We start from the raw sequence: 9,048 nt of genomic DNA, 5'->3' as shown, positions 1-9,048 counted from the left end.
CTACTGCCGGATCGATGCTGAGGGTTACCTCTATTTCGTCGGCCGCGGCGACGAGATCATAAAATCCAGGGGTGAGAAAGTAGCCCCCAAGGAGGTGGAAAACGTGCTGATGGACATTCCGGGGGTACGGGAAGCAGCCGTCATCGGCGTCCCGGACGAGCTTCTTGGGCAAGCGGTCAAGGCCTTTGTCGTGATGGAGCAAGGGAGCATCATCGGCGAAAAGCAGCTTCAGAAGGAGTGTCAGAGGCGGCTGGAGAACTTCATGGTTCCGAAGTCCATCGTTGTCGTAGCAAGCCTGCCGATGACAGACACCGGCAAGCTCAAAAAAACGGCTCTGTCATAAGCTCTTTTTCTGGACGAGATTTGATTTGATTTTTTGTTGTTGCTCAGGAGGGCGAATTCAATGCTGACTACCAAGGACCGGGTCGAAACCTACAAGGAGCAAATTCGTGCGTTCCTGGCGTCGAATTTCTATATAGCCGACGCAGACGCGCTGCGGAGCGAAACATCGCTTCTCGACCAAGGCGTCGTCGACTCGACGGGGGTGCTTGAGGTCATTGGTTTCATCGAGGAAACCTACGGCATCACGGTCGAGGACAGCGAGCTTCTGCCTAAGAACCTGGATTCCATCGAGGGAATTGCGCAATACATCATCAGCAAGAAAAACTGATTACAAGCTTATTGCGCGGCGGGCGTTCCACGCTCCGCCGGCAGCGAGCGCGCCTGCATCCGCGGCAAGGCTGACGCCTACCGCGGCAACGCTTGTTTACGCATCCGTCTTCACATGTCCCATTACCACCCTGCCCTCGCCGGCTTCGTTGGTGACGGCACGGATGTTCTCGTAGGCCTTGGAACGCTCCAGCAGGCCCATCACTTGCCGGTCCTGGCCGAGGCCGATCTCGAAGAGCAGAATACCCCCGCGCCGCAAGTAACGCGGCGCGTCCTTGATCACCCGCATATGAATGCTCAGGCCGTAAGGGCCGGCCGCAAATGCTTCACGCGGCTCAAGCTCGGTCAGATGCGCGCGGTCGCCCTCGAGCCGTTTTTCCGAAATGTAGGGTGGGTTGCAGACGATAACGTCGATCGTGCCCTCAAGCCCAAGGCCTGAGAAGGCATCGAACAAATCGCCCTGAAGCACCGACACACGCTCCGTCATGCCATGATGGGCGACATTGCGGCGAGCGACTTCGACGCATCCGTCGGTGAGGTCGCTGGCCCAGACACGCGCGGCCGGGACGTAATGCGCAATGCCGCACGCCAGATTGCCCGCCCCACAGCACATGTCGACGACGCGTGGCGCCGGCAGGTTCAGTTGACGCAGCGCGTCAACAGCCGTCTTGCCAAGCAATTCCGTCTCGGGCCGGGGCACGAGCGCGCCAGGTGCGACGAGCAGCTCAAGTCCCATGAAAATTGTGTGACCCTTGCTGTAGGCGTCGGCGACACTGATTTCTTCGTTCACGAGAAACCTTCCTCCCTGGTGTCAATATTCAACAATCTCACATGACGGAAATATATCTTGAAATCATTGAAACTTCGATCGGCAAAATGGAAGCCCCCTCGCCTCGAAGGCTTTGAGGACATGATGAAACAAAAGATGATCGCCTGCCTCTCATCAGTGTCGTGACCGTGAAACATTCGCCTTTTCCGATCCGGTTGTCCCCAGCTTCCAAAAGCCAATTCCCGAATTCTCGGCCTTGCGCCACGATTTCGCTACATTTTGCCCAAAAGCACGTATGTAAGCAAATCATAATGTTCCGATAAATGAAGCAGCCGCCTTCCGTCAGGCAAGAGGTATCCCCATCACCGACAGAATCGATGAGATAGCGCGGCAATTTCGCGCGAGAGATCGTAACCCATGAAGCCAACGGAAGGGCGCTCGCTCGATCTACGCTCCGCCATGTTCGGCTCAATGCATGGGCTTATCGGCGTCGGCATTTTCTCGGCAGTGATAAACGTTCTCGCCTTGACCGGCTCCGTCTACATGCTCCAGGTCTACGATCGCGTGCTGCCTTCGCAGAGCGTGCCGACCCTTGTCGGATTCACGATTGGGATGCTGGGCCTGTACGCGGTCTACGGTCTCCTCGATTTCGTCAGGCTCCGGCTGTTGGTCCGTATTGGCAGCCGTCTGCATAGAAATCTGCAGCAAAAGGCATTCTCTGCTTCGTTGTCCCTGCCGCTCGTTGCTGGACCTGACGCGAACCGGGTGCAGCCACTTCGCGATCTGGATCAGTTGCGCGGCTTTCTTTCCGGCCTGGGGCCGACCGTCGTCTTCGATGTCCCCTGGATACCGTTTTACATGGTGGTCATCTACCTGCTGCACCCCTCGCTTGGCGTGCTGGCAACGCTCGGGGCGTTAGCCGTCGTGCTTGTGACGGTGGTCGCCGAAGTCGTCAGCCGCAAACCCGCGGCGCGTGCGTCTGAAACCCTCGTGGCACAGCGGCTCCTCGCCGATTCCGGTCGCCGCAACGCGGAGGTCGTTCAGGCCATGGGCCTTTCCGCCCGGCTTGGCCGACGCTGGGGCGAGATCAGCCATCTCTATCTCAGGAATCAGGAGTGGCTATCCGACATCGTCGGCGCAACGAGCTCATTATCAAAGACACTCCGGATGGCCCTGCAGTCCTGCGTGCTGGGGCTTGGCGCCTACCTTGTGATCGGCGGCGAGGCTTCGCCAGGCGTGATCATCGCGTCGTCGATACTGCTGGGCCGCTCATTGGCGCCGGTCGACGTGGCGATCGCGAACTGGCGAGGGTTTCTGGCCACCCGCCGAAGCTATTCCGACCTGGCGAAGGCGCTGGATGCTTTCGACAACCAGAAAGAGGTCATGGAGTTGCCGCGTCCACAGACGCAGCTTGTCGTCGAGGAACTGACGGTCGCACCACCAAGCCTGCAGAAGCCAACGGTCATCAATGTCAGCTTCCGCCTGTCGAAGGGCGCGGGGCTGGCGATCGTCGGTCCGAGCGGCTCCGGCAAGACCACGCTCGTACGCACCTTGGTCGGTGCATGGAAGCCACTTCGCGGAACGGTACGGTTGGACGGCGCCTCGCTCGATCAATGGAATCCAGAGCTGCTCGGCGCGCATATTGGTTACCTGCCGCAGGACGTCGAGCTGTTTGACGGAACGATCGCCGACAATATTTCGAGGTTCGGCGGTCAGAGCGACGCAAGGGGCGTGCTGGCAGCCGCCAAGACCGCGGGCGTCGACAAGATGATCATGCGCTTGCCCGAGGGGTTCCAAACGCGCATTGGTGAAGGAGGAGCCAACCTCTCAGCTGGACAGAGGCAGCTCGTCGGACTCGCCAGGGCACTTTATGGGGACCCATTCCTTGTCGTTCTCGACGAACCCAATTCCAACCTGGATGCGGACGGCGATGTCGCGCTGGCCGGGGCGATCCTGGCAGTGCGCGAGCGTGGCGGCATCGCGATCGTCGTTGCGCATCGGCCCTCCGCTCTCGTCAACATCGATCAGGTGCTCGTCCTGTCGAACGGGATGCTTCACTCGTTTGGTTCGCGCGAAGACGTTCTGGCAAATGTGATCCGGCCCTTCCCGCGTCCGGAGAGGCCAGGTGCCGTTGTGCCGATGCAGAAAGGTGCAAGCGGGCATGTGTGAGGTGTCTTTCCGTGTCTGACGTGACCATGTCCTCCTTTGCCCCGGCCGCTGGCGCAAACCAGTGGATCGGGACGAACCCGGTCGAAGAGCCGGATGGCATCCGGGCCAACCTGATCCTCGGTCTGGCCACCACTGCCCTGCTGGTCGTCGGCGGAGGGCTGTGGCTGGGGTTGACCAAGATTGCCGGCGCGGTGATCGCGCCCGCCACCGTGGTGGTCGAAAGCAGCATAAAGAAAGTCCAGCATCAAACCGGCGGCACTGTCGGAGGCATCTTCGCCCAGGATGGCGATCATGTGCAGGCCGGCGACATTCTGGTCAGGCTGGACGACACGGTGACACGGTCGAACCTGCAGATAGTCAGTGAAGATCTGGATCGCGCCAACGTTCGCCTGGCGCGGCTTGAGGCCGAACGACGGGGTCTGCCGGAGATGCAGCTTCCACCCAGCCTTCGGGTCCGGATGGACGACCCGCAACTGGCAGCCCTAGTCAGCGGCGAGCGCGCCGTGTTCGAAAGCCGTGCCGCCGCGCTGGCTGGCCAGAAGGCGCAGTTGCAAAGCCGCTCGAAGCAACTGGAGCGTCAGATCGATGGCCTCAAGGCGCAGCAGGCGGCGATGGACGAGTCGCTGGCTCTGCTGACCAAGAGCCGTGCTGACGTCGAGGCTCTCTATGCCAAGAAATTGGTGTCGAAGGAGAGGCTGAGCAATGTCCAACTGGAGGAGACGCGGACTCGCGGCGAGTCGGGACGCCTCCTCGCGGCCATCGCGGAGGTGCAGGCGAAAATCAGTGAGACCGACCTGCAGGTGCTTCAGCTCGACGAACAAATGCGCAGCGAAGTAACGGGCGAACTTCGCGAAACGGAAGCCAAGGAAACCGAGCTCAGCGAGCGCAAGGTGGTCGCGCAAGACGAACTCTCCAGGACCGACATCCGCGCCCCACAGTCGGGAACGGTGCAGGAATCCTCTGTCCACACCGTCGGAGGTGTGATTGGTGCCGGGGAAGCGATCATGATGATTGTGCCCGATGCCGACAACCTCGTCGTGGACGCGCTCATTCCTCCTCAGCGTATAGACGACGTTCATCCCGGACAGAGGGTTTCAATCCGTTTCCCGGCTTTCGACACCGGAACCACGCCAGCATGCGAAGGCTCGGTCAATCGCGTCTCCGCGGATCTGATCAAGGATCCGCAACGTGAACTCTCATATTTTTCGGCACGCATCGACGTCGAAAACGAGGCAGCCTGCCTGACAGGAGAGAAGGTGCTCAAACCGGGCATGCCCGCCGAAGTCCACATCAGCACCGACGAGCGCAATGTCTGGTCCTACCTGATGAAACCCTTTACCGACCAGGTTTCCAGGGCTTTCAGACAGTAAGGCCCAAGGCCCATCAGTTGTGCGCCCTCGCCGCCCTCCGTCCCGGTTCCATCGGGACGGAGCCGGTTTCTACTGGATGGCTGAAGTTTCGAGCGCTCCGCCGAACCTTACCTCGATCGTGTCTCCCGGCATGATTTCGGTGTCTTCTTCGGCCGGCTGTTTGCGCCATTCCTCGCCGACCTTACGGACGATCGTGACCTGAGCCTCAACCCTTTCGCCAGCGACCGCCAGCGGCTGGGCGGACGCGCCCGTCAGTTGCAACTTCTGGCCGGCCGCGCGAAGTCTTGCGGTTGTGTCGGCAAGGCGCACGTTGGTATCCTTCAACTCGGTCAGAAGTCCAATCCTTCTCAGATTTTCGTTGCGCTCGAGCTGTCTGGCAACATCATCCTGCTGGCGTCGGGTTCTCATGAGCTCGACCGACGTTTCGAGTGCCCGGCTGGAAGAGAGAAGCACACCGCGCCGGACGTCGGCGAGCCTGTCGTTGGTCAGGTTGCCTGCCTGAAACACTTTCGTTATCCGCGCCAGATCGGCCTCGTCGGCCTTGACCGCATCCGCTTCGGCTTGCGAGCGCTTGAGCAGCATCTCTATCTGTTCCGCGGCATCCTTGGCGCTTTTTTCGAGATAGGTTTGCTCCTGCTGGAAGTTGTCCAAGGAGAGCTTCAGTCCTTCTGCTTCAGCCTGGGCGATTGCCGACACGAAAGTCGCTGACAAGGGTGACCCTTGTGGTGCCTGCATGTCGAATTTCGCCTGGTTCTGAAGTTCGGCACGCAGACGAGCGCTATGAAAGTAGTCTCTGGTATATTCCCCCCAAGCCCCTTCGAAGTCGCGCTGCAGATCCGCCGGATCGGGGCCGGCCTGGTTTGCCCGTGACCGCAAAAGGCTGAAGCCGCCGGACACGGCAACCGCCTGCCGCACGGTCATGAGCGGTCGGTAGACCTGCTGCCCGGGCGTGAGCACGTCGCCGGTTACGTAAATCGGCCGATATTCGGCGATCACGGCCGTCACGTCACTTGGCTTGATGACGATCATTTGCTCTCGACCGTCGGTCAGGCGCTGGTGAAATATCTTGGTTGGCAGGATCGTCTCCATGCGCGTCTGCAATTCGGCCGCAGTCAGGCCGGCGACCGAAATCATCCCGACTTCGGGAAGCGCAATAGTGCCATCCATCTGCACCACAGCACGTTGTGTTCGTTCCGGGGCGGAAGCAATTCCTATCTCGACGGTGTCGCCGGCGGAAATCCGGTAGGCGACCCGTCCGTCCGCCGCGGCGGCCATGTCCATCACGGACAGCATGCCGAGGACGGCTAGAAGCGTTCGATTAATGAATACCATTGGTGACAATCTCCTTCCGGTTCGAACTCGGCTCTTCCGGCCAGTCGAGGCGAGAGACGAAGTCGTAGACTGGCCCGCCGGGCACGCCCCAGTTGCTGGACCAAATTACCTGCGAGCCGTCAGGCGATGGTGAGGCATGAGTCTCGCTTCGATAGTCGAGCTGAGTGCTTCTCGATTGTGCGATGCGTCGAACCTCACCGCTGCCGTCGATGCGCAGCGCGATCACTTCCTGTGCATATGGCGCCCAGTCTGGTTGAGCTGCTATCTCATCCGGATCGCCGCCATAGGTCAGGAACACCCAGCCGGGCCTGGTCAGCGAACGCAACGATGCATGCATGACTTCGCCGTACTTCGTAAGTGGAGTGACCTTGCCATCGGACAGTCTCCGTTTGATCACCTGAAACTTGTCCGGAGAGGATTTGCTGATGCCCACGTAGACTTCGCTGCCATCTTCATCGACGGTCATGTCGCCGTGGCCCGGCCGATGATGTTCAATCCACTTCTGACGCAAAGTGCCATCGACTGTGAAAATGAAGCCCTGTTCGATGCCGCTTATTATCTCTTGAAGGCATAGGATGCTGGTTCCGAGCGGGGAAATCGAACAAGCGCCGTTGGTTCCGCCAAGCTGATCGAGCTCGATATCCGGGAATTTCTTCCGTTCCTTGAGGTCATAGGCAAAAACCACCACTTCGCCATTCTCACGGAGTGCGCGCACCGCTATGCGGTTCCCGTCACGGCTTGGATTGCCCTTGCCCGGCCCGAAATGCAGATCACGATAGTCGTTCGAAACGAACACGACGTCTTCGCGATTGGTCCGTGGCGCCCAGGTCGATATTTGCCGGCCGGCAACGCAGATCATCAGCTCTGCGTTTTGAGGATGCCATTCGCACTCAATTGATCGAGCGCGACGAAACAGCGGGGCATATGTGCGCCCATCCAGAAAGCACATGCCGTTGCACCCGTTGGTGATGACGATAAGGCTCTGATCCGAATTCCAGGCTTGAGCGCTCGAATAACGATGGGTGCAGTATTCCTTGCCGCATACGGCCCCATTGCCAAGGACGCCGGGCTTGGTGATGCGCACGAACTCTGTCCCGAACGCTGGATCGGTGGCAGGCTGCAGATAGTCGGGCAGATCCATCGTCACCGGTGCGGTAAATTGCGCCGGCGCGCTGTTCTGTCGACTTCCGGCCGCCGGCAGATCCACGGACAGGCCGGCCACAAAGAACAGCAGAGCCAACGCACGCCGGCGAAGCATCATGTCATGTAATCCATTTCCCGCCGTACGCGGCCTTCGCTGAGGCGCCCCTTCCACCATCCGATGGTTCGCTCCACCCCATCGCGCAGGCTGGTCTGCGCTCGCCATCCGGTCTTGCTTTCAAGGCGCGAAGGATCGGCCAGCAGAGCGCGGACCTCGGAATTCTGCGGCCGCAGGCGGCGCTCGTCACGATGGACCGGCTTTTTGGTGCCGCTTAGCTCGAGCACCAGATCCAATACGTCCGAGACCGTCACGGCACGCTGGGTGCCGGCATTGTAGGCATGGCCGAATTCGAGTTCGGCCGAACCGGCGGCCATGAATGCCGCCGCCGTGTCTTCCACGAAGGTAAGGTCCCGTATCGGACTTGTGTCTCCGACCATGATCGCCTGACAATTCGGGTCGAGGGCTTGCCTTATGATGGTCGGGATGATGGCGCGCTCACTCTGGCGCGGGCCGTATGTGTTGAACGGTCGCAGGATGACCACCGGGACATCGAACGACCTGGCGTATGATTCCGCCATCATGTCCGCGCCGATCTTGGACGCCGAATATGGAGACTGGCCCTGCAGCGGATGGGATTCACTGATCGGCATGGTCAGTGCGGTGCCATAGACCTCGCTGGTCGAGGTTTGCACCACGCGCTCTGTCTCCCATTGCCGAGCCGCTTCGAGGACGTTCACCGTGCCCAGGATGTTGGTCTCCACATAGGATTGGGCCGCGGCATATGAGTATGGTATCGCGATGAGGGCGGCGAGATGAAACACTGCCGCCTGGCCGCGCATGACCCGGTTGACGAAGGCACTGTCGCGAACATCGCCGCGGATGAGGTTCAGCTGGCTTCGAATGTTATCCGGCAAATCATCCAGCCAACCGTGGCTGTCGAAGGAATTGTAGAGGGCCATCGCCGTGACATCCGCCCCGCTTCGCACGAGCGCTTCGGTGAGATGCGAGCCGATGAACCCATCGGCGCCGGTGACCAGAACTTTTCTGCCCTTGTAGTTCATGACGAGGTGCCCCTTGTATGCGTGACGCGCTAGGCTTGCTCTTGGATGCTGGTTTGCGGCGGCGACCAGACCCGACCGACAACCGCCAGAAAACCACGCACCATCCAGATAATGTCCGAGATGATGGTGCGCTGCGGATAATAGGAAAGGTCGAGCTTGGCCTTGGCCGGAAACAGGACCTCGCGATAGAACAGCAGCGGATCACCGGACTGAGGATAACAATGGGCTTCGTTGCGGTAGACAACTTGAGCCGGGCCGAGCAAGCCCGGCTTGTATTGCAGGATGTCCTCAAAGCCGCCGCGGAAACAATCGGCGAAGGCGAGACTCTCGGGACGCGGTCCGATAATCGCCATCTCTCCCTTCAAGACGTTCCACAATTGTGGCAGCTCGTCGAATTTGGTGGCGGCGAGGATACGCCCTATCGTCGTCATGCGGTCGTCGCCGGCCATCGTCAGCGCGAAGCCATGGGAATCGCAC

9 protein-coding genes are annotated in these 9,048 nt (G+C 60.1%); 4 read left to right on the top strand and 5 right to left on the bottom strand.

Features of this window, described 5'->3' with window-relative positions:
- Both CN311_RS25380 and CN311_RS25375 read left to right on the top strand, forming a co-directional pair.
- On the top strand, positions 1-343 hold a 343-nt coding region (locus CN311_RS25380; RefSeq protein WP_165779842.1), incomplete at its 5' end, for a class I adenylate-forming enzyme family protein.
- Between the two features lie 60 nt (positions 344-403).
- Positions 404-670, top strand: a complete 267-nt coding sequence (locus CN311_RS25375; protein ID WP_097576412.1) for an acyl carrier protein — start codon at positions 404-406, stop codon at positions 668-670.
- A gap of 96 nt (positions 671-766) precedes the next feature.
- On the opposite strand, the gene CN311_RS25370 is transcribed toward CN311_RS25375, so the two are convergent.
- Entirely contained in the window at positions 767-1,459 is a 693-nt protein-coding gene (locus tag CN311_RS25370) for a N5-glutamine methyltransferase family protein (RefSeq protein ID WP_097576411.1), read from the bottom strand.
- Between the two features lie 396 nt (positions 1,460-1,855).
- Between CN311_RS25370 and CN311_RS25360 the strand changes: the two genes are divergently transcribed.
- Both CN311_RS25360 and CN311_RS25355 read left to right on the top strand, forming a co-directional pair.
- On the top strand, positions 1,856-3,607 hold the full coding sequence (locus tag CN311_RS25360; protein WP_097576409.1) for a type I secretion system permease/ATPase: 1,752 nt from the start codon (positions 1,856-1,858) through the stop codon (positions 3,605-3,607).
- Between the two features lie 26 nt (positions 3,608-3,633).
- Positions 3,634-4,977, top strand: a complete 1,344-nt coding sequence (locus CN311_RS25355; RefSeq protein WP_097576408.1) for an HlyD family type I secretion periplasmic adaptor subunit — start codon at positions 3,634-3,636, stop codon at positions 4,975-4,977.
- 69 nt (positions 4,978-5,046) lie between these two features.
- Here CN311_RS25355 and CN311_RS25350 read toward each other — a convergent pair whose 3' ends face one another.
- Genes CN311_RS25350 through CN311_RS25335 form a run of 4 tightly spaced genes read right to left on the bottom strand, consistent with a single transcriptional unit; the run spans position 5,047 to position 9,020 of the window.
- Positions 5,047-6,309, bottom strand: coding sequence for a polysaccharide biosynthesis/export family protein (locus CN311_RS25350; RefSeq protein WP_097576407.1), 1,263 nt, complete (start codon positions 6,307-6,309; stop codon positions 5,047-5,049).
- Complete coding sequence (locus CN311_RS25345; RefSeq protein WP_097576406.1) at positions 6,296-7,570, bottom strand: hypothetical protein; 1,275 nt, start codon at positions 7,568-7,570, stop codon at positions 6,296-6,298. The genes CN311_RS25350 and CN311_RS25345 overlap by 14 nt, the downstream gene beginning before the upstream one ends.
- Positions 7,567-8,571, bottom strand: coding sequence for an SDR family NAD(P)-dependent oxidoreductase (locus tag CN311_RS25340; RefSeq protein WP_097576405.1), 1,005 nt, complete (start codon positions 8,569-8,571; stop codon positions 7,567-7,569). The genes CN311_RS25345 and CN311_RS25340 overlap by 4 nt, the downstream gene beginning before the upstream one ends.
- 29 nt (positions 8,572-8,600) lie before the next feature.
- Positions 8,601-9,020: a sugar transferase gene (locus CN311_RS25335; protein ID WP_280954054.1), complete on the bottom strand. Its 420-nt coding sequence runs from the start codon at positions 9,018-9,020 to the stop codon at positions 8,601-8,603.
- Between the last annotated feature and the right edge of the window lie 28 nt (positions 9,021-9,048).

The sequence above is a fragment of the Mesorhizobium sanjuanii genome, assembly GCF_002529485.1.
Lineage (GTDB): Bacteria > Pseudomonadota > Alphaproteobacteria > Rhizobiales > Rhizobiaceae > Mesorhizobium > Mesorhizobium sanjuanii.
The sequence above is the reverse complement of the archived record's forward strand: the minus strand, read 5'-3'. Positions and strand labels throughout refer to the sequence as shown.